Below are 20,805 nucleotides of genomic sequence, written 5' to 3' on the forward strand. Positions count from 1 at the left end.
TTACGGAGTCACCTTGCCGTGCTGCAACGCTTGGCCGTCATGCCACCAGGCCGCCAGGCTGAACACATCCGGCACCTTGAGGATGCTGAAGTGGTCGCCTGGCCCCTGCCACAACGCCAGTTGTGGCATCAGCGCCCGCCAGCCGGCGCGCATCGCCGCCTGTTCACGGGCGTTGCCAGCCAGGTCCAGGCTCGGGTCGTCCACCAGCACCAGCCCTGCCGGCCCGCTGTAGCTCAAGCCGGGCTGGTACCGGGTGCGCAGCGCCGTGGCGAAGGTCCGCACCGTGCCGTCCAGGGCCCGCGGTGACGAACGCGCCGGCAGCAAGCCGATGCGTACCATGGCGGCATGCAACTGGCGCAACTGCTCGTCGTCGCTGGCCTCGGCGAACGCCTGCGGCTCGATGCCCAGGGCCTTGCCGGTGGACAACTGCAGCGCCTGGATCAGCTTCTCCAGTGCCTCACCAAAGGTGTAAGGGCGGCCACATGAACCACCCTCACCCGGCGCCTCGCTGTCGATCAGGGTCAACGAACGCACCTGGCGGCCCTTGGCTTCGAAGCGCGCGGCCATGGCGTGCGCGACCCAGCCACCGAAGGAGTGACCAACCAGGTTCAGTGGCCCTTGCGGATACAGTGCTTCGATGGCGCGCATGTGGCACTCGGCTGCGGCCTCGACAGTGCTGTGCGGCACCGAGCTGCCATCCAGGCCCCGCGCCTGCAGGCCATAGAGCGGCCAATCCGGGCCGAGCGCTTCGGCCAAGCCGACGAAGCTGGTCACGCTGTCGCCGGCACCCGGCATGCAGAACACCGGCGCATGACCCGGCTGGCCGCTCTGGATTGCCACCAAGGGTTGATGGACCGCTTGCCCAGTGGCGGGCTGCAGGCGCTCCAGAGCCTGGCCGATTGCCTTGCCCAGCGCCGCAACATGCGGGTCCTGCATCATGCTGCGGTGATCGCCCGGCACGCCGATGTCCAGCAATACCTGGCCCGGCAATGCCTCGCGCCAGCCCAGGCTAGACACGCCATCACTGCCCTGCTCGGCCCTGAACAGGTGAATGGGCAGGTTGAGCGCCGCCACACGGTAGTGGGCCATGGCGTAACCGTGGGCCAGCTCACGTTCGAAGTAATGCTGCAACTGCGCGTCGCTCATGCTCGACCACAGCCCATAGAGCACATGGTGCTCACGGCAACGGGCAATCAGGCTGGCAAAATCGGCCTGCTCTGCCTCTAGCTCCTGCAGTCGTGCCAGCGGCGCATCGCCGGCTTCGCCTTGGCTACGCCAGAAGCTCATGCAGTTGTGCAGCAGCTGGTTTTCCAGCGCACGCGGGCCTTGCCAACGGGCCTTGCCCTGGTCAGCCAGGCGCGGCGCATAGCTATCGATCAGGCCGAGGAATTCGACGACCTCGTCAGCACCCAGCAACTGGCTGGCCATCTCGAAGGCCAGCACGCCACCGAACGACCACCCGGCCAGGCGATAAGGGCCGTGAGGCTGGACGCTGCGCAGTTGCTCGACCTGGTAGCGCGCCAGGCACTCCAACGTGCGCGGCTGCGGTTGATTGTGCGGCACGCCCGGCAAGCCATAGACAGGAAAATCACCCGGCAGGTGCTGGCCCAGGACCGGGAAATAGAAATCCAGCCCGGAGAACTCGTGGACCAGGAACAGCGGCGTCCCGGCACCATCGGCCCTTACGGTAATGACGGTTTGCGGCTGACCGGCGCGGCCGGCATCCAGGAGAGCGGCGAGCGCCATCAGGCTGGGTTGCTGGAACACATCGTTGATCGAGGCCGACAGGTGTGCCTTGTTCAGCTTGTCGAGCAAACGGATGGCGGCCAGCGAATGGCCGCCCAGTTCGAAGAAGTTGTCGTGGCGCCCTACCCGTTCCAGGCCCAGCAGCTCGCACCAGATCTCCGCCAACAGGGTCTCCGTTTCACCTTGGGGGGCTTCATAAGGGCGGTCCTGAACTGCATCAGGTTCTGGCAGCGCCTTGCGGTCGAGCTTGCCGTTGGGGCTCAGTGGCAAGGCGTCGAGGTGCATGAACAGCGCCGGGACCATGAACTCAGGCAAATGCGCGAGTAATGCCGCCCGCAGGGCTTCCACGGCTTGCGGTTGCCCGGTGTAGTACGCGATCAGGCGCTGGTCGCGGGCCATCACCACGGCTTCCTTGATGCCGGCGATAGCAGTCAGCCCAGCCTGGATTTCGCCCAGTTCGATGCGCAGGCCGCGGATTTTCACCTGGTCGTCGTTGCGGCCCAGGTACTCGAGGTTGCCGTCCGGCAGGTGGCGTGCGAGGTCGCCGGTACGGTACAGCCGCCCGCCCGGGCGGAACGGATCGTCGATAAAGCGCTCGGCCGTCAGTTCGGCCCGGTTGAGGTAGCCACGGGCGACCTGGACGCCGCCGATGAACAGCTCGCCGGCCACGCCTTGGGGCACCGGCTGGCCTTGGCTGTCGAGCACGTACAGGGCGGTGTTGGCGATCGGTTTGCCGATCGGGGTGTTGTCGGGTGCGGTCAGGCAGTGCCAGGCGCTGACGTCCACGGCGGCTTCGGTCGGGCCGTAGAGGTTGTGCAGCTCTACTGCCGGCAACTGCGCGTGGAAGCGGCGCACCAGGCTGCCCGGAAGCGCTTCGCCACTGCACAACACGCGCCGCACGGCCTGCACGGTCCCTGTGGGAGCGGGGGTGGCTGCGGAGGACAGGAACACATCCAGCATCGAAGGGACGAAGTGCAAGGTGGTGATGCCTTCGCTCTGGATGACCTGGCGCAGGTACTCGGGATCGCGGTGGCCACCGGGGCGGGCCATGACCAGGCTGGCGCCGGTCTGCAGCGGCCAGAGGAATTCCCACACCGACACGTCGAAGCTGAACGGGGTTTTCTGCAGCACCACGTCTTCGGCGGTCAGGCCATAGGCATCCTGCATCCACAGCAGGCGGTTGACCACGCCGGCATGCTCGTTCATCACGCCTTTGGGTAATCCGGTCGAGCCGGAGGTGTAGATCACGTAGGCCAGATGGCGTGCAGTCAGGCCTGCAACCACCGGGTTGTCGGCAGGCTGATCGCCCCAGCTCGGAAAATCCAGGTCGATGATCTGGCCGGCACTCGGCACCTGGCGAGTCGCGCCATGCACCAGTACCGCCACGGGTGCGCTGTCGCTGAGCATGTGCCGCACGCGCTCGGCTGGATAATCCGGGTCCACTGGCACGTAAGCGCCACCGGCCTTGAGGATCGCCAGCAGCCCGACCACCATCGACAAGCCACGTTCGACACAGATCGCCACGCGATCGTCCGGTTTCACACCCAAGGCAATCAGATGATGCGCCAGGCGGTTGGCCTGTTCGTTGAGCTGGCGATAGGTCAGTTCGCCCTCTTCCGCCCGCACGGCAAGCGCATCTGGCGCCCTCGCCACCTGCGCCTCGATCAGGCCATGCAAGGTCCGCTCAAGGTTGTAATCCACAACGGTGTCATTGAACTCATGCAACAACCGCTTGCGCTCATCGGCATGCGGCAACCCGGTACGGGCCGGCACGGCGTGCCCGCCTTCGGCGAAGGTCCACAGCAACTGCTGCAGATAGCCCGCATAACGTTCGACGGTGCTCCGCTCGAACAGCGCGGTGGCAAACACGATACCGCCGCTGAAGCCATCGGCGCCTTCGCCCATGCTCAGGCTGAGGTCGAACTTGGCGATACGTGCCTGCCCGCCCAGCGCGGTTACCGCCAGCTCGCCCAGCTGCAGGATCTGGTGCCCGGGCGCTGCATCCCAATCCAGCGACACCTGGTACAGCGGCGTATGCGCCAGGCTGCGCTGCGGGCGCACGGCTTCGACCACCTGCTCGAAAGGCAGGTCCTGATGCGCCTGGGCGTCCAGCAGTGCCGCCTTGACCCGCGCCAGCAACGTGGCCACATCCGGTGTGCCTGACGTGTCCACACGCACGGCAATGGAATTGACGAACATGCCGATCAGCCCATCGACCTCGGCCTGACGGCGGTTGGCCAAGGGTGAGCCGATCACCACTTCGTCCTGGCCGGCCAGGCGTGTCAGCAACACCGCCCAGGCTGCCATGAACAGCATGTATGGCGTCACCCCTTGAGCCCGGCACACGGCTTTGAGCTCATCACTCAGGCGCGAATCCAGGCGGATCGCAACGCTGTCACCGGCATAGTCCTGGCGTTCCGGTCGCGGCCGGTCCCAGGGCAGACTGACCAGGCTCGGCGCTCCCGCCAGCTGCTCACGCCAGTAATCAGCCTGGCGCTGCAAAGCGTCTGCGCTCAGCCAGCGGCGCTGCCACAAGGCGTAATCCAGGTACTGCACCGGCAATGCCGGCAGCGGGTCGTCGCGATCGGCGCTGAACGCCTCATACAGCTGGCCCAGTTCACCCAGCAGCACACCCAGCGACCAGCCATCGGCCACCAGATGGTGCACAGTCAGCAGCAGAACATGATGGTCCTCGGCCCGCTGCAGCAGGTGACCGCGAATCGGCAGCTCATGCTGCAGCGCAAAGGGCTTGCTGGCTGCCTGCTCGACCCACCGCGCCAGCGCTCGATCATCAAGTTCACGCACCTCTTCGCTGGCCAGCTGGAAGCCACGGGCGTCCGCAGCCAGCACCACCCGCGGCTCGCCATCCTGCTCTACAAAGTGGCTGCGCAGGCTCTCGTGACGCTCGATCACCCGCCGCAATGCCCGCTCCAGCGCCAGCGCGTCCAGGGCGCCGCGCAACTGCAGGCCCACGGGGATGTGGTAGGCAGCGCTGCCCTCGCTCATCTGTGCCAGGAACCACAAACGCTGCTGGGCGAACGACAACGGCAGGCTACCCAGCCGGGGCGCCGGCTGGATCTCTGGCAAGGCGCGTTCAGCGTGGCGGCCCAGGCTGGCCGCGACCGCTGCCAGGCGGTCATCGGCAAACAGCTCGCCCAGCGCCAGCTCCAGGCCCAGGCGTTGGCGGACCTGGGCCAGCATGCGCATGGCCAGCAGCGAATGGCCGCCCAGCTCGAAAAAGCGGTCCTGTCGACCAACCTGCTGCCGTTGCAGTAATTCGCCCCACAGCTCGGCCAGCACGGTTTCGCGCTCGCCTTGCGGCGCCTCATAGGCGGCTGTGGCAAAGTCTTGCGGGCCAGGTTGCGGTAGCGCCTTGTGGTCAACCTTGCCATTGTTGGTCAGCGGCATGCGCGCCAGCCTCACATAGGCGCCCGGCACCATGTAGTCAGGCAGGCGCCCGCGCAGGTAACCGTGCAGGGTGCTGGCGTCGAGCCCTGCATCGTGACAGGTGAACCAGGCAACCAGGCGCAACGGCCCTTGCCCGTCGGGCAGCGCCAGGACTTGCACATCGCCAATGCCTGGGCACTGCGACAGCTGCTGGCGGATCTCCCCCAACTCGATGCGAAAACCGCGGATCTTCACCTGATCGTCATTGCGCCCCAGGCATTCCAGCTGGCCGTCAGGCAGCCAGCGCACCAGGTCGCCGGTGCGATAGAGCCTGGCCCCTGGCTGCTGGCTGAACGGGTCGTCGATGAAGCGCTCGGCGGTGAGCTCAGGCCGGTTGTGATACCCCACTGCCACGCCATCGCCGCCGATGTACAGCTCGCCGATCACCCCACGCGGCACCAGCTGGCGATAGGCATCGAGCACATACACCTGGGTGTTGCCGATAGGTCGGCCAATCGGCACCTGCACGGCATCCGGCGCCAGCCCCTGAACGGCAGCGGTCACGGCGAAGGTCGTGGTCTCGGTCGGCCCGTAGCCATTGATCAGGCGCAGGGCCGGCGCACGCCCCAGCAAGGCGCGAAACGCCGTCGGCTCGGCACGCTCGCCACCGGTGATGAGGATGCGCAGGCCAGCCAGGGCATCGGATATCAGCTGGACGTACTGGTTGAACAGCGCCGTGGTCAGGAACAGCACGGTGATACCGTCGTCCAGCAGCGCCCTGGCAAAACGCTGCGGGTCGACCAGGGTCGGGTGATCGATCACCCGCACCTGCCCGCCATTGAGCAGCGCGGCCCAGACGTCCATGGTGCTGGCATCGAACGCGGGGTTGGAGGCAAAGGCGATGCGGTCCAGGGCATTGAAGTCGGCGTAGCCATTGTTCAGCACCAGGCGGGCAATGCCGCGATGCGGCACGCACACCCCCTTCGGCTGGCCGGTGGTGCCCGAGGTGTACATCACGTAGGCCGTGCTGCCGCCATCCTGCGCCAGGCTCGGGTTATGCCCGGCTTGCACGGCTGACGCCAGTCTATCGAGGTCCAGCCGGGGCACTGTAAAGCCTGCCTGGGTACCGGCTTGCGTCAGCAGCATCACGGCCTGGCAGTCTTCGACCATGAAGGCTTGCCGCTCCACCGGCGCATGGATGTCCAAGGGTACGTATACCGCCGCGCACTTGAGCACCGCCAGTTGCGCCACCAGCAAGGGCAGCGAGCGCGGCAGCAGGATCGCCACGCAGGCGCCGGGGGCCACGCCCTCGGCGATCAGGTAATGGGCCAGGCGGTTAGCCTGCAGGTTGAGCTCGCCATAGCTGAGCGCCTGTTGCCCATGCACGGCCGCCAAGGCCTGGGGATGACGGGCTGCGCGCTGTTCGAACAGGCGTGTCACGCTCAACTCGCGGGGGTAATCCGCTGTGGTCGCATTGAAGCTGTGCAGCAGGGTCTGGCGTTCTTCCTCGCCCACCAGGCCAACCTCTGCCAACGGCGCCTGGTCGTTGCCGACCATGGCCCACAGCAGCGTATCGAAATAGCCAAGGTAACGGCGCACGGTCGGCTCGTCGAACAATGCCGTGGCGTAGTCCAGGCTGCCAGCCACAACGTCGCCATGCTCCGCCAGGTTCAGGGTGAGGTCGAACTTGGCCACTTGCAGGCTCTGTTCCACGGCTTCGAGCTGCACGCCCTGCAGCTGCAAGGCGGCGCCCTGGGTAGCCTGCCAGTTCAGGGTCGCCTGGAACAGCGGGGTATGGCCCAGGCTGCGGGAGGGCCGGACGATTTCCACCACCTGCTCGAACGGCAGGTCCTGGTGTGCCTGGGCGGCCAGCACACGGGCCTTGACCTGCCCGAGCAACGCCTCGGTGGTGCTTGCCGAGCCGGTGTCGATGCGCATGGCCAGGGTGTTGACGAACAACCCCGCCAGGGCTTCCAGCTCAACATGGCCACGGCCGGCCACCGGGCAGCCGATCACGACCTCGCCCTGGCCGGACAACCTGGCCAGCAACGCCGCCCAGGCACCCAGCACCGTCATGTACAGGGTCACCCCGTGGCGCTGGGCCAGGGTGCGCAATGCAGCGCTCAGGCGCGGGGCCAACTGCAACGGCACGCTGGCCCCGGCGAAGTCCTGGCGCTCGGGCCTTGGCCGGTCGGTTGGCAGTTTCAACAACGTCGGCGCACCGTCCAGCGCCTCACGCCAGTAATCGGCCTGGCGCTGCAACTGCTCCCCGGCCAACCAGCGCCGCTGCCACACCGCGTAGTCGCCGTACTGGATGGCCAGGGCCGGCAGCGGATCAGCCAGGCCTTGGCACAGGGCCGGGTACAGGGCGCTAAGCTCGCGCGTCAGTACCCCCAGCGACCAGCCGTCGGCAACGATATGGTGCACGGTCACTGCCAGCACATGGTGTTCGGCGCCCAGACGCAGCAGGCGGGCGCGCAACATCGGGCCGTGGGCCAGGTCGAAAGGCCTGCCGGCTTCCTCGCGCAGCTTGCCGGGCAAATCCGCCAGGGCAATCTCCTCGCGCAGGAACCACCCCGCGCCGGCGGTGGTGCCGATGATCACTTCGGCGCTGTCATCACGCGGCACGAAATGGCTGCGCAGGGTTTCATGGCGCTCGACGATGCGCAGCAAGGCGCACTCCAGCGCGTCGTCGTCCAGCGGCCCGCGCAGGCCCAGGGCAAGCGGCACGTTGTAGGCCTGGCTGCCACCTTCCATCTGCGCCAGGAACCACAACCGCTGCTGGGCGAACGACATCGGCAACGGTTGATCGCGCGGTACCGGCACGATCGCTGGCAGCGCGCAGCGCCCGGCACCGGCCAGCACCTCGGCCACCGCGGCCAGTTCGGCATTGGCGAACAGCTCGGCCAGGGTCAGCTCCACGCCCAGGCGCAGGCGGACCTGCGAAACCATGCGCATGGCCAGCAGCGAATGCCCACCGAGGCTGAAAAAGTGGTCACGCCGCCCTACCCGCTCGACCTGCAGCAGCTCGGCCCAGATCAGCGCCAGGGCCTGTTCCAGCTCGCCTTGCGGGGGCTCGTAACCGGGCTCGTACAGTGCCGTACGCTCGGGTCTGGGCAAGGCGCGACGGTCGAGTTTGCCGTTGGCCGTCAGTGGCAGCACCGGCAACGCCACGAACGCCACCGGCACCATGTATGCCGGCAGGTGTGCCTGCAACTGCGCACGCAGGCTTTCGGGGGTCGCCGCTTCGACGTCGGGCTGGGGCGTGAAATACGCCACCAGGCGCGGCTGGCCGGGTTGGTCCTCACGGGCCAGGACCACGGCCTCGTTGATACCCGGCAGGCTTGCAAGGCGGCTCTCGATCTCGCCCAGTTCGATGCGCACCCCGCGGATCTTCACCTGGTCGTCGTTGCGCCCGATGTACTCAAGGGTGCCATCGGCCAGCCAGCGCACCAGGTCGCCGCTGCGGTACATGCGACCACCGGCGCTGAACGGGTCATCGAGAAAGCGCTCGGCCGTCAGCGTAGGCCGGTTGAGGTAACCGCGGGCGACCCCGGCACCGCCGATGTAAAGCTCGCCGGCGACCCCCAGCGCCACCGGTTGCCGCCGCTCGTCGAGCACGTACAAGCGCGCATTGGCCACCGGGCGACCGATATGCAGCACCTCGCCCGCTTCAACCACGCCGGAGCTGGCCACCACGGTGGTTTCGGTCGGGCCGTAGTTGTTGACCACGGCAAAGCGTTGGGTACGGTTGAACTGGCGCAGCCGGTCACCGCCGATCAGCAGGGTGCGCAGGGTCGGGTGTTCAAGCTGATGGCTGAAGGCATATTCAGCCACCGGGGTGGGCAGGAAGCTCACATCCAGTGGCTGGCTGCACCACCAGGCAAGCATGGCGTCGAGGTCTTCATGGCCTTCGGCCGGCGGCGCCAGGTGCAACGTGGCCCCGGCGCACAGCGCCGGCCAGGTTTCCCAGGCCATGGCGTCGAAACCGAAACCCGCCAGGCACGAGGTGTGGCGGCCCCGGCACAGGTCGAACGCGCGGCAATGCCAGTCGACCAGATTGTTGACGGCACGGTGCTCGACCATTACCCCTTTGGGCTGGCCGGTGGAGCCTGAGGTGTAGATGACATAGGCCAGGTGGCTCGCCCCCAATGCTGCCACACTCGGGTTGCTGGCATTGGCCGGCCAGTCGGGCTGGTCCAGCAACAGCACCGGCACCTCGACAGCCCCCAGGCGCCTGCGCAGCGCCTGCTGGGTCAGCACCACCACGGGGGCACTGTCGTCCAGCACATAGTGCACCCGCTCATCCGGGTGCGCCGGGTCGATGGGCACATAGCCGGCGCCAGCCTTGAGCACGGCCAACAGCCCGACCAAGGTTTCCAGGCCACGACGGGCAAGCAACGCCACGCGATCATCCGGGCGCACGCCCAGCGCGATCAGCCGGTGGGCCAAGGCGTTGGCCTGGCAGTTGAGCTCGGCATAGCTCAGTGCTTGCTGGCCGCAGGTGGCGGCAATCGTGGCCGGGTGCGCTTGCGCCTGGGCTTCGATGCGCTGATGCAGGGTGAGAGTCGCCGCAAAATCGCTCGGGTCGCCATTGAATGCCTCCAGCAGTGCATGGCGCTCGCTGTCTGGCAGCATTGGCAGCGCCAGCACCTCGGCCTGGGGCGCCTGCAGCAGGCTTTGCAAGGTCTGCTGCAGGTAGCTGCAGACCCGTTCGGCCGGCACCTCGGGGTTGGCCAGTAGTGTCAGGCGGAAACCTTCGCCGAGGTCATCGACACTCAAGGTCAGTGGGTAGTTGGTGGCCTCGGCGGAGTCGACGATATCGATACCCGCCAGCGCGGCCCGTCGTGGTTCGTCGCTGGCCACGGCGCTGTGGCGATAGTTGAGCAGCGCATTGAACAGCGGCGCCGGGGCAGCCACGCCGCTGCAACGTTGGGCCAGGGCCAGGGGCGCATGCTCATGCCGCATCAGCGCACTCAGGCGCTGGTGCGTGGCGCGGATCGCCGTCGGCACGTCGTTGTCAGCCAGGTCGATCCGCAGCGGCAGGGTATTGATGAATATGCCCAGCGCCCGATCGGTGGCTTCGGCGCCGAGCAGGCGGCCCATCAGCACCGTACCGAACACCACTCGCTCGCGCCCGGTCAGCCCCCCCAGCACCCGCCCCCAGGCCAGGTGAAACACGCTGGCGACGCTCACGCCAATGCTGCGGGCGTAGGCACGCAAGCGCTGGCACAGCGCCAACGGCAGGTCGAGCCTGTGTTCGCGAGGGGGCTGACCCTCCCCTTGTACATCCTGGATGTCATACGCCAGGGTCGCTTCATCGATGTCACCCAGCATCTCGCGGAAGAACGCCTCATGCTGCGCTTCGCTGACACCGAGTACCGCCTGGGCCACATAGTTGCGAAACGGCACCGGTGTGCCGAGGTGTTGTTCTTCGCCAGCGAGGAAGGCGATCAGCTCATGGCGCACGACCTCCAGAGCACTGTGGTCCATGGCGATATGGTGGAACTGCAGGGTGGCACTGAGCCTGCCATCGGCCTCGGGCGCCTCGCGCAGCAGGCGGATCAGCGGAGCCTGGGTCAGGTCGAGCCAGGCACGGCCGGGGTCGGTTGCGGGCAGGTCGAGCAGTTGCAGTTCAGCGCGCCGCCAAACCACCTGCAGTGGCGTTTCCAGCCCCTCCCAGTGCACCGAGGTGCGCAGGATGTCGTGCCGTTCGACGACCCCGCGCAGGGCTTCGGCGAACGCTTGCAAGCGCGCTTCGCTGGCGAACACGAAGCGCGCCTGCATCACGTAGGGGTCGTGCCCGTTGGCACTGGCGTGGTGGAACAGCATGCCCGCCTGCAGCGGCGCCAGCGGGTAGATGTCCTGGACATTGGCGGCGCCTCCGGGAATCTCGGCGACCAGGCGGTCGAGGGTGTTCTGGTCCAGCTCGATCAGGTTGAGCAGGCCCGGGGTAATCCGCGTGCAGTCGGGCGGGATCAGGTTGTCCGGCGCGGATACCGTGCCTTGTTTCAGGGCAACGTATTCACCGCTTTCGAGCAGTGCCACCAGCGCCGGCTTATGCTCGCGCAGGCGCGCCACCAGGGCGGCATCGGTCAGCGCCTGGCGGTTGCCCTGAACCACCAGCTGGCCGTCCTTGAGCGCCAGCTGCACGTTGTTGGCCGAAAGTGTTGCCAAGAGTTGATTGATACTCACAGGACGATCTCCATGCTGTCTGTGATGGCTGCGTAGCCGGCCAGGGTCGGTTGGTCGAACAGGGCGCGGACGTCGGCTTCCAGGCCTTGTTCGCGCAAGCGTGAGGTCAGGGTCACTGCCAGCAGCGAATGGCCGCCCAGTTCGAAGAAGTTGTCATGGCGCCCTACCCGTTCCAGGCCCAGCAGCTCGCACCAGAGGGCCGCCAGCAGGGTCTCCGTTTCACCTTGGGGGGCTTCATAAGGACGGTCCTGTATGGCATCAGGCTCAGGCAACGCCTTGCGGTCGAGCTTGCCGTTGGGGCTCAGCGGCAAGGCGTCGAGGTGCATGAACAGCGCCGGGACCATGAACTCAGGCAAATGCGCGAGTAATGCCGCCCGCAGGGCTTCCACGGCTTGTGGCTCGCCGGTGTAGTACGCGATCAGGCGCTGGTCGCGGGCCACCACCACGGCTTCCTTGATGCCGGCGATGGCAGTCAGCCCAGCCTGGATTTCGCCCAGCTCGATACGCAGGCCGCGGATTTTCACCTGGTCGTCGTTGCGGCCCAGGTACTCGAGGTTGCCGTCCGGCAGGTGGCGTGCGAGGTCGCCGGTACGGTACAGCCGCCCGCCCGGGCGGAACGGATCGTCGATAAAGCGCTCGGCCGTCAGTTCGGCCCGGTTGAGGTAGCCACGGGCGACCTGGACGCCGCCGATGAACAGCTCGCCGGCCACGCCTTGGGGCACTGGCTGGCCTTGGCTGTCGAGCACGTACAGGGCGGTGTTGGCGATCGGTTTGCCGATCGGGGTGTTGTCGGGTGCGGTCAGGCAGTGCCAGGCGCTGACGTCCACGGCGGCTTCGGTCGGGCCGTAGAGGTTGTGCAGTTCGACGGTGGGCAGCTGTGCCTGGAAGCGGCGCACCAGGCTGCCCGGAAGCGCTTCGCCACTGCACAACACGCGCCGCACGGCCTGCACGGTCCCTGTGGGAGCGGGGTTGGCTGCGGAGGACAGGAACACATCCAGCATCGAAGGGACGAAGTGCAAGGTGGTGATGCCTTCGCTCTGGATGACCTGGCGCAGGTACTCGGGATCGCGGTGGCCACCGGGGCGGGCCATGACCAGGCGGGCGCCGGTCTGCAGCGGCCAGAGGAATTCCCACACCGACACGTCGAAGCTGAACGGGGTTTTCTGCAGCACCACGTCTTCGGCGGTCAGGCCATAGGCATCCTGCATCCACAGCAGGCGGTTGACCACGCCGGCATGCTCGTTCATCACGCCTTTGGGTAATCCGGTCGAGCCGGACGTGTAGATCACGTAGGCCAGATGGCATGCAGTCAGGCCTGCAATCAACGGGTTACTGGCAGGCTGGTCATTCCAGTCTGGCTGATCCAGATCGATGATCCGGCCGGCATCCGGCACATCGCGAGTCGCGCCATGCACCAGCACCGCCACCGGCGCGCTGTCGGTCAACATGTGGCGTACACGCTCGGCCGGGTAATCCGGGTCCACCGGTACGTAAGCGCCACCGGCCTTGAGGATCGCCAGCAGCCCGACCACCATCGACAAGCCACGTTCGACGCAGATCGCCACGCGATCGTCCGGTTTCACACCCAGGGCGATCAGATGATGCGCCAGCCGGTTGGCCTGCTCATTGAGCTGGCGATAGGTCAGTTCGCCCTCTTCCGCCCGCACGGCAAGCGCATCTGGCGCCCTCGCCACCTGTGCCTCGATCAGGCCATGCAAGGTCTGCTCAAGGTTGTAGTCAACTGCCGTGTCGTTGAAGTCCACCAGCACGCGCTGGCGCTCAGCGGCTTCCAGCACCGGCAGGCGCTGCAGCGACAGTCCCGGCTCCTGCTCCAGCGCCTCGACCAGCGCCTCCAGGACCTGGTTCATCTGCCCGCAGATACGCGCTGCACCGACCTCTGCGGGCGTCATGGCGACCAGGCGGAAGCCCTCGCCGGTATCATCCACGTTCAAGCCCAACGGGTAATTGCTGCGCTCCTGGCTGGCGAGATTTTCGATCCCCTCGGTCGCCTGTTTCTGGCGTGCGTTGGCTACCGCGCTATGACGGTAGTTGAGCATGGCGCTGAACAGCGGCAACGGCGCGGCGACGCCGCTGCAGCGCTGGGCCAACGCCAGCGAGGCATGCTCGTGGGCCAGCAGTGCACTCAGGCGCTGGTGGGTGGCATGCGCGGCCTCGCGCAGGCTGACGCCGCCCAGGTCGACCCGCAGCGGCAGGGTGTTGATGAACATGCCCAACGCCCGCTCGGCACCCTCGCCGCCCTGCAGGCGGCCCAGCAGCACGGTGCCGAACACCACGGTGTCCTGCCCACTGGCGGCGCCCAGCAGGCGTGCCCAGGCCAGGTGGAACAGGCTGGCCACGCTGATGCCCAACTGCCGCCCCTGCTGGCGCAGGCGCCGGGCCAGGTCGGCGCCCAGCCACCGCTGCGCCTCTTCGATATCGCGACCATCGCCTTGTACATCGCTGAGGCCATACGGCAGGGTCGGTTCGTCGATGTCGGCCAGTTGCGCACGGAAGAACGCCTCGTGCTCGGCCTGGCTGATGCCCAACCGCGCCTGCGCCACATAATTGCGGTACGGCACCGGCGCATGGGCGGGTTCGCCATCCCCCTGCAGGAAGCCGATCAGCTCCTCGCCGACGACCTCCATGGCCGTGTGGTCGAGCACGATGTGATGGAACTGCAAGGTGGCTTCGACGCCCCCCGCCGTCTCGGTGTACAGCAAGCGAATCAACGGTGCCTGAGCCAGTTCGAAGCTGGCCTTGCCTGCCTCGCCCTCGAACACGCCGAGCGCAGCCTTGCGCCACACGACCTGAACCGGCTGCGGCAGCCCCTCCCACAGCACGGCCGTGCGCAACACGTCATGCCGGGCGATGACCTTGTCCAGCGCGACCGCGAAGGCCTCGAACTGCGCACGGCTGGCGAAGGCGAAGCGCGACTGCAACACGTAGGGATCATGCTCGGCGGCGCTGACATGGTGATAGAGGATGCCCTCCTGCAGCGGCGCCAGCGGGTAGATGTCCTGCACGTTGGCGGCACCACCCGGGACCTGGGCGACGATGCGGTCGATAGCCGCCTGCTCCAGCACCACCAGCGGCAGCATGGCCGGCGTGATCTGCTGGCAACCGGCGGCAATGAGATTGTCCGGGACCTGAACCTGCGTCGCCTGGCCCAGGGTGGTGGCCAGTGCGGCAATGGTCGGTTGGCCGAACAGCGTCCGTACGTCGACCTGCAGGCCTTGCTGGCGCAAGCGTGCGGTCAGGTTCACGGCCAGTAGCGAATGGCCGCCCAGTTCGAAGAAGTTGTCATGGCGCCCCACCTGCTCGACCTTGAGCATTTCCGCCCACACCTGGGCCAGGGCGCTTTCTACCGGGCCTTGCGGCGCCTCGTAGGCCTGGCCGGCAATCAGCGCCTGGTCCGGATCCGGCAGCGCCTTGCGGTCGAGCTTGCCATGGCTGGTCAACGGCAGGGCATCCAGTCGAATGAACGCCAGTGGCAACAGATGCGCTGGCAGGCTGGCCCGCAGCGCCTTGCGCACGGCCTCGACCTGCACCGGCGCAGCCTCGGTGAACCAGGCCAGCAGGCGCTCGTCACGGACCAGCACAACGGCATCGGCGACGCCTGGCTGCGCCGCCAGCAACGCCTCGATCTCGCCCAGTTCCACACGCACACCACGGATCTTCACCTGGTCATCGTTGCGGCCCAGGTAGTCGAGGGTGCCGTCGGTGTTCCAGCGCACCAGGTCACCGCTGCGGTACAGCCGCTCGCCGGCCACGAACGGGCTTTCGCTGAAGCGTTCGGCGGTCAGCTCGGGGCGATTCAGGTAACCCCGGGCAACGCCCGCCCCACCGATGTACAACTCGCCGATTGCGCCCACCGGCACCGGCTGGCGGTGCTCGTCGAGCACATACACGCGGGTGTTGGCGATCGGTGTGCCGATATGCAGCGCGCCCCCCGCTTGCAGCAGCCCGGAGGTCGCGACCACGGTGGCCTCTGTCGGGCCATAGTTGTTGACCAGGGCAAAGCCCGGGTCACGGTCGAACTGGCGCAGGCGGTCGCCGCCGACCAGCAAGGTGCGCAAGGTCGGGTGCTGGCGCTCGCGGCGCAGTGCCTGTTCAGCCACCGGGGTGGGCAGGAAGCTGACCTGCAACGGTTGCTCCAGCCACCAATCGAGCAGTTCGTCGACATGCTCACCCGCAATGCGCGCAGGCGGCACGTGCAGCACCGCCCCGGCGCACAGCGCCGGCCAAACTTCCCAGGCCAGCGCATCGAAGCCGAAACCGGCCACGCTGCTGGTATGGCTGCCGGCGCCCAGGGCAAAGGCCTCGCGGTGCCAGTGCACCAGGTTGGCCAGGGTGGCGTGCTCGACCATCACCCCCTTCGGCTGCCCGGTGGAGCCGGAGGTGTAGATCACATAGGCCAGCTGCCGGGCGTCCAGGCCGTCGACACGCGGATTACTGTCAGCTTGCCCCTGCCAGTCAGCGCCTTGCAGCTCGACCTGAGGGGTATCGCCGACCAGCCCCTGGGTGCCGGCGTCGGTCAGCACCAGCGACGGTGCGCTGTCGTGCAGCAGGTAAGCGATGCGCTCTGCCGGATACGCGGGGTCTACCGGCACGTAGGCGGCGCCGGCCTTGAGCACCGCGAGCAGCGCAACCAGCCGTTCAAGGCTGCGGGGCAGGCACAGGGCGACCCGGTCACCGGCCTGCACGCCACGGGCGATCAGGTGATGGGCCAGGCGGTTGGCGCTGCGGTTGAGTTCACCGTAGCTCATGACCTGGCCGTCCTGCACCAGCGCCGCAGCCTGTGGCATACGGGCAGCCTGGGCTTCCACCATGGCGTGCACGGTCTGCCCTTGCGGGTAAGGGCGGGTGGTCGCATTGAACCCTTGCAGCACTTGCTGACGGGCTGGCGTGTCGAGGATCGACAACCCAGCCACTGGCACACTGCCCGCACCCTCCAGAGCCTGGGACAACCCGGCCAGGGCATGGGCCATCCATTGCGTGACCCGTTCGGCGCCAATGCCCTGCTGGGCCAGTGCGCTGAGGGTGAAGCCCTCGCCGAGGTCATCGACGCTCAGAGTCAGCGGGTAATTGCTGCGCTCCTCGCCGCCGAGCAGGCGCCCCCCCTGCAGACTGGCATCGTCAGCGGCCTGGCTGACAGCGCTGGTGTGGCGATAGTTGAACAAGGCGCTGAACAGCGGCAGCGCTGCAGCCACGCCACTGCAGCGCTGAGCCAGTGCCAGCGAAGCATGCTCGTGGCCCAGCAACGCCGACAGGCGCTGGTGAGTGACGCGCACGGCCTGCTGCACGGGCATGCTCAGGTCGATGCGCAGCGGCAAGGTGTTGATGAACACGCCCAGCGCGCGGTCAGCGCCCTCACCGCCTTGCAGACGGCCCATGAGCACGGTGCCGAACACCACGTCGGTACGGTTGGCCAGCACCCCCAACACCCGCGCCCAGGCCAGGTGCGCCAGGCTCGCGGCGCTCACGCCCAGGCGCCGGGCCTGTTCGCGCAGCTGGCGAGCCAGTGCCGGTTCTACTGGCAGACGCGCTTCTTCGATGGCTTGGCCATCGCCCTGCACATCGGTCAGGCCGAAGGGCAAGGTCGGCTCGTCAAGGTCGCCGAGCATGTCGCGGAAGAACGCCTCGTGACCGGCATCGCCAGCCCTTGGCCGCGCTTGTGCCACATAGGTGCGGTATGGCACCGGTGCCGCCAGCTGGTCGGCCTGGCCTGCGAGCAGCTGGCGCATTTCTGCGGCAATCACCTCCATTGCGGTGTGGTCAAGGACCAGGTGGTGGAACTGCAGGATCGCGACCACGCGCTGGTTGGCCGGGTCGTCGGCATGCATCAGCCGCATCAGCGGCGCCCGGGACAGGTCCAGGCGTTGATGACGGGCATCGAAACGCGCCTGCAAGGCATCGATTACCGAAGGGCCTTGCACACCGTCGACCGCTTCCACCTGCAGGCGCGCTGCACGCCAGACCACCTGCACCGGCTGCTCCAGGCCCTCGGTCAGCACGGCCGTGCGCAGAATGTCGTGGCGGTCGATGACCTGCTGCAAGGCGTCGGCCCAGGCCTGCAGGCGGGCCAGGCTGTCGAAGGCCAGCCGCGACTGCAACAGGTAAGGGTCGCCCTGCCCGGCGCTCAGGTGATGGTAGAGAATGCCCTCCTGCAACGGCGCCAGCGGGTAGATTTCCTGGACATTGGCAGCGCCACCGGGCACGCAGGCGACGATACGGTCGATGGCGGCCTGGTCCAGGTCGATCAGGCTGAGCATGTCCGGGGTAATCTGCCGGGCATCCTGCGGCACTCGGTTGGCCGGCACCTGCACTTCACGGCCACTGCCCACCGCAGCCGCCAGGGCGGCCAGGGTCGGCTGGGCGAACAGCACCCGTACATCGGCGCTCAAGCCGGCCTGGCGCATGCGCTCGATGAGGCTCACCGCCAGCAGCGAGTGGCCGCCAAGCTCGAAGAAATGGTCGTGGCGACCAATCTGCCCGACCTTGAGCACGTCGGCCCAGATTGCCGCCAGGGTGGTTTCCACCGCCCCTTGTGGCGCTTCGAACGCGCGGCTCAGCACGTCCTCGCTGCCTGGCGGCGGCAAGGCACGGCGGTCGAGCTTGCCGTTGCCGGTCAAGGGCAGCGTGTCCAGCAATACATAGGCCGCCGGCAGCATGTAGTCAGGCAGCTGGCCTTGCAGTTGGGCATGCAGCGCGGCGATGGCCGGGGTGACCGCACTGGCCGTGAAGTAGGCAACCAGGCGCTTGTCGCCAGGGGCGTCTTCACGCAACACCACGGCAGCGTCACGAACACCTGCGCACTGACCCAGGCGCGCCTCGATCTCGCCAGGCTCGATACGGAAACCGCGTAGCTTGATCTGCTGGTCGGCGCGGCCCAGGTAACGCAGCGTGCCGTCGGCCTGCCAACTGACCAGGTCGCCGCTACGGTACATGCGCGCACCCTGTTGCGGGCTGAAGGGGTCGTCGAGGAAGCGCTCGGCCGTCAGCGCCGGCTGGCCGAGATAGCCCAGGGCAACGCCATCGCCACCGATATACAGTTCGCCGACCGCGCCGACCGGCAGCGGCTGCTGACGGCCATCGAGCACATAGCAGCGGCCATTGCCAATGGGCTTGCCGATCGGAATGCTGCCTTCGTCCACTTCGAGGATCTCGTGGGTGGTACTGAAGGTGGTGGCCTCGGTCGGGCCGTAACCATTGAGCAGGTGCGCTGGCGCGCCTTCGCGCAGTACCCGGGCAATGACCGCCGGGTCCAGCACATCACCGCCGACCATCAGGTAGCGCAGCTTGGCCAGTGCTGGCAGCAGGTCGTCGGCAAACTGGTGGAACAGGCCGGCGGTCAGCCACAGCACGTTGACCTTGTGCAGCAGCAAGGTATCCCTCAGGGCTTGGCTCGACAGCACCTGGTGCTGGTCGATGACCACCAGCGTGCCGCCGTTGAGCAACGGCGCCCAGACTTCCAGGGTACTGGCGTCGAAGGCCGGGTTGGAGGCGAATGCCACCCGGTCCTGGCGGGTGAATTCGGCAAAGCCGTTGTTGATCACCAGCCGCACGATGGCCCGATGGGGTACCTGCACGCCTTTCGGAGTACCGGTGGAACCGGAGGTGTACATGATGTAGGCCGCGTCTTCGGCGCTGACCGACAGGCCCGGCGAGTGCGACGGGCAAGCGTCCAACGCCAGGCGGTCGAGTTCGACTCGCAGGGCCTGGCCGACCTGATGTTCGCTGCTGTAGGTCAGCAGCACCCGGGCCTGGCTGTCGGCGATCATGAATGCCTGGCGTTCGGCCGGCGCATTGCTGTCCAGGGGCACGTACACCGCCGCACACTTGCTGACTGCCAGTTGCGCCGCCAGCAAGTCGAAGCTGCGCGGCAGCAACAGCGCGACGCGCTCGCCCGGTTGCAGCCCCAGCGCCAGCAGGTGGTGGGCCAGCCGGTTGGCGTGCTGGTCAAGTTGCGCGTAGCTGTAGTGCCGGTCTGCGTGCACCACGGCCACAGCGGCCGGGCTCAGCGCTGCGCAGGCGCCGAACAGGGTGTGCACGGCCTGCTCGCGCGGGTAGTCACGGCGGGTGGCGTTGAAGCCATGCAGTACCCGCTCGCGCTCGGCAGGTGCCAGGCAGCTCAACTGCTGCAGCGGTGTTGCCGGGGCCCGCTCAAGGGCCTGCGACAGCTGCGCCAGGGCAGTGGCCAACAGGCGGCAAACCTGTGCACCGTCCACCTGCTCGAGCGCCTGCACGGTGAGCACGAAGGCATCACCCAGGTCGTCGACGTTGACCACCAGCGGATAGTGGCTGCGCTCATGTGCGGCCAATTGCTCGATGCCCTGCCAGGCCTCGCGCCACTCAGCCTTGGCCGCGGCGCTGTGGCGGAAGTTGAGCAGGCTGGTGAACAGCGGCTGGCCGGCCGGCACTGCGCTGCAGCGCTGGGCCTCGGCGAGCGATGCCTGTTCATGGGCAAGCAAGCGAGCCAGGCGCTGGTGGGTCAGGCGCACGCCGTTGCTGGCCGTGATCGTGCCGACGCTGACGCGCAGCGGCAAGGTGTTGATGAACATGCCCAGCGCCCGTTCGGCGCCCTCGCCGCCTTGCAGGCGCCCCAACAGCACGGTGCCGAACACCACTTCGTCGCGGCCGGACAGCTGCGCCAGCACCTGGCCCCAGGCCTGATGCACCAGGCTGGCAACGCTGATACCCGCCTGGCGGGCCTGATCACGCAGGCACTGGCCAAGGCCGGCATCCAGTGCCAGGCGACTGTCGAGCACCCGGCAGGTGTCGCTGTGCGCATCACGCAAGCCGAACACTTCGGTGGGTTCGTCGATATCGCCCAGCAGTTCGCGGAACATCGCCTCTGCCGCCTGGCGGGTGTTGCCCAGGCGTGACTGGGCCACATAGTTGCGGTAAGGCACGCTGGCCTGCGACAGCGGCTGGCCCTGCAGCACCGCGGTAATCTCCGCGACGAGCTGCTCGACGGCGGCATGGTCGAGGATGATGTGGTGGATCAGCAGGGTCGCTTCCAGGCGGCCGTTGGCCAGGGCGGGTAGCAGGCGGATCAGCGGCGCCTGATTGAGGTTGATGGTGGTGCTGCCATCGCCGCTGAGCCGCGCTTCGCGCCAGACCACTTGCACAGGCTCTTCGAGGTGCTGCCAATGGATGCTGGTGCGCAGGATGTCGTGGCGGGCGATGACCTGCTCCAAGGCCGCAGCAAAGGCATCCAGCCTGGCCTGGTCGGGGAAGGCGAAGCGCGCCTGCAGCACATAGGGGTCGGCGCCTGCGCTGGCCAGGTGGTGGTAGAGGATGCCTTGCTGCAGCGGCGCCAGGCCGTAGATGTCCTGGATATTGGCGGCGCCGCCCGGGAGCTGTGCGGTCAAGGTATCGAGGGCCGCCTGTGACAGGTCTGCCAGTGGCAGCATGTCCGGGGTGATGCGGGTGCAGCCTGGCGCGATGCGATTGTCCGGCACCTGCACGGTGCTT

Annotated in this window: 2 protein-coding genes (1 of these 2 running past the window's edge); both read right to left on the reverse strand. The window is 67.4% G+C overall.

The genetic code is table 11. The features are described from left to right. Entirely contained in the window at positions 1-11,328 is an 11,328-nt protein-coding gene (locus HU738_RS18325) for a non-ribosomal peptide synthetase (protein ID WP_217871490.1), read from the reverse strand. Then, on the reverse strand, positions 11,325-20,805 hold the 3' portion of the coding sequence (locus tag HU738_RS18330) for a non-ribosomal peptide synthase/polyketide synthase (protein WP_217871491.1). It continues 12,818 nt past the right edge of the window; 9,481 of the gene's 22,299 nt are visible here — the last part of the coding sequence; its start codon lies off the right edge, out of view; the stop codon is at positions 11,325-11,327. The genes HU738_RS18325 and HU738_RS18330 overlap by 4 nt, the downstream gene beginning before the upstream one ends.

The sequence above is a fragment of the Pseudomonas vlassakiae genome (assembly GCF_014269035.2).
GTDB lineage: Bacteria > Pseudomonadota > Gammaproteobacteria > Pseudomonadales > Pseudomonadaceae > Aquipseudomonas > Aquipseudomonas vlassakiae.